Genomic DNA, 2299 nt, shown 5'->3' with positions numbered 1-2299 from the left:
AACTCCGTCTGCGAAGCGTAGACAGGGAGGTCGTAGGCCGGAATCACGTGAACAGGGAAATAGCCCCGAAATCACTGCGGAGTCGAAGTTGCCGATTCTGTCCCCCGAGGGAGAAGGCAGCATCCCACTCGCCGCGTTGGCGAGGCGAGCGGGGAACTTCCGGGGTTGGTACCTACAGCATGCGACCAAGGGGTTTCTTGGGAACAAGGGAGATCCGGCGGTTTCCACCACCCGGTGGATAGCGGGGAACAAGCCTCACAAAGCAAGGACCTCGCGATGACTGGCCGGAAGTCTTACTGACTCATACTACTCTGCGGTCGGGAAAGCCGACTACATGGGGAAGGGGTCAGCGAACAGAGGCGCGTTCTAAGGCAACATGGTCTCCATTCAAGGGGAGAGAGACCGGCCTTCATTCAAGGGAAGGAGTACCGTACCATGACAACGGGATTAGAACGCATAGCAGACAAGGCGCGTCGGGAACCGACGCTACAATTTACCTCACTGGCGCATCATCTGACGTCGGAACGCCTATGGCAAGCCCTGCACCAGATGCACCGGGATACCGCGCCCGGGGTCGATGGCGTCGCGCATGACGAGGCCGTGGACACATTTCCGCAGTGGAGTCGGGAGGTCCTGAGCGCCGTGCACCGCAAAGGGTATCACCCCCCGCCGGTACGGCGGGTCTGGATTCCCAAGCCGGGAAAAGATGCCAAGCGTCCGCTGGGCGTGCCCACGATTGCCGACCGGGCGCTCCAACGGAGTGTGGCGGACGTCCTGTCCGCCATCTATGAGCAGGATTTCCTGCCGGTGTCGTTCGGCGGGCGCCCCGGTCGGGGCGCGCACCATGCCCTCGCGACGCTCCACCAAATCCTCATGACCAAACCGGTGAACTGGGTGTTCGAGGCGGACCTCAAGAACTTCTTTGGGAGTCTCGACCATGGCTGGATGATGCAGTTTATGGCACAGCGCGTGGGTGACCCGCGCGTGCTGAGCCTCATTCGGCGTTGGTTGAAAGCCGGAGCCCTCGAAGCGGGAGAATTACAGCCGAGCGACCGGGGCACTCCGCAGGGAGGCAGCATCAGCGGGCTGCTGAGTAACGTCTACCTGCACTATGTGCTCGACCTCTGGTTTGAGAAGGCCATTAAACCGCGGTTGGCGGGTGAGGCCTACCTCGTGCGCTACGTGGACGACTTTGTCGTGTGCTTCGAGCATCAGCGGGATGCCGAGCGGTTTCAGGCTGTGTTGAGCCAGCGGCTCAACAAGTTTGGCCTCACACTGGAACCCACGAAAACGCGCCTGATTGCGTTTGGGCGCCACGCTCAGCACCGCGCCGAGCAGCAAGGCCGTCGGAAGCCGGACACCCTGTACTTCCTCGGGTTCACGCACTACTGCACGCGGAATCGAAAGGGCGGGTTCATGGTCGGGCGGAAAACGGAGAAGTCACGACAACGGCGGACCCTGCAACGTTTGCAAGCCCGGATGCGCGACATCCTTCACGAGCGCATCGAGGACCAAGCGTACTGGATTAACCAACTCCTGCAAGGGCACTATGCCTATTTCGGTGTGGCCGGCAATTGGTGGAGTATGAACCAAGTCTACCTGGCCGTCCTGCGGTATTGGCGCCGCATGCTCAGTCGACGCAGCCAGAAGAGCCAGGTCAGTTGGCAGGCGTTCTGGCGCATCCTGCAGCGGTTTCCGCTCAAGCGTCCGAAAATGTCGGTTCCTTATACGGCTTTGCCGCATTACGCGATTCTGTGAATCTCTGGTCGAAGAGCCTAGTGCGGGAAATCCGCACGCTGGGTTCTGTGGGGGTTGCGGTGCCTGGAAGACCGGGCACCCTTCTATGTATGTTAGGAGAGGGCGCGAAAGCGCCGACCCGTCGCCGTCGTCCTTGGGGAAGGGGGTGCGGGGGGAACCCCTTGTGGATTGTGGGGATGGTGGGGACAAGCGATCATGCGTGAGGCGGCAAGGCACGGAATCCCTTCTTGGTAAGCCTGTCGGACTGGCCGGGTAAACGGGCAAGCGCCTCACGCGGCCTCTCATCGGTCTATGGCGTTCATCTCCCCAGTTTCCACACGCATCTCCTTTCCTAGGCCATCGGCGGTCACGAGTGACCATTTCGTTCTCGGGAGGATGGCATGATGACGCAAACCCGCCGCGGATCGGCAATGGGTATCGTTTCTTTCATCCCCAGCTGAATATCCCCCTGCGGTCGCAGGGGGAACTCGCGGTCATTCGTGAGGCGTGCGACTCAAAGACCACCCCGGCGCGAGAGATGTCGCTGGCATGGGCTCGGGAG

2 protein-coding genes are annotated in these 2299 nt (G+C 61.2%); both read left to right on the top strand.

Annotated features, from left to right (window positions below; all coding sequences use genetic code 11):
* The first annotated feature begins 435 nt into the window (after positions 1-435).
* Positions 436-1758: a group II intron reverse transcriptase/maturase gene (ltrA, locus tag HIJ39_RS22550; RefSeq protein WP_169103281.1), complete on the top strand. Its 1323-nt coding sequence runs from the start codon at positions 436-438 to the stop codon at positions 1756-1758.
* A gap of 352 nt (positions 1759-2110) precedes the next feature.
* On the top strand, positions 2111-2299 hold a 189-nt coding region (locus HIJ39_RS23925; RefSeq protein WP_207711871.1), incomplete at its 3' end, for a hypothetical protein.

The organism is Sulfobacillus harzensis, from assembly GCF_012933365.1.
In the GTDB taxonomy this organism is placed as follows: Bacteria; Bacillota; Sulfobacillia; order Sulfobacillales; family Sulfobacillaceae; genus Sulfobacillus_B; species Sulfobacillus_B harzensis.
Note: the sequence above shows the minus strand (reverse complement) of the source record. Positions and strands in the feature narration are given on the sequence as shown.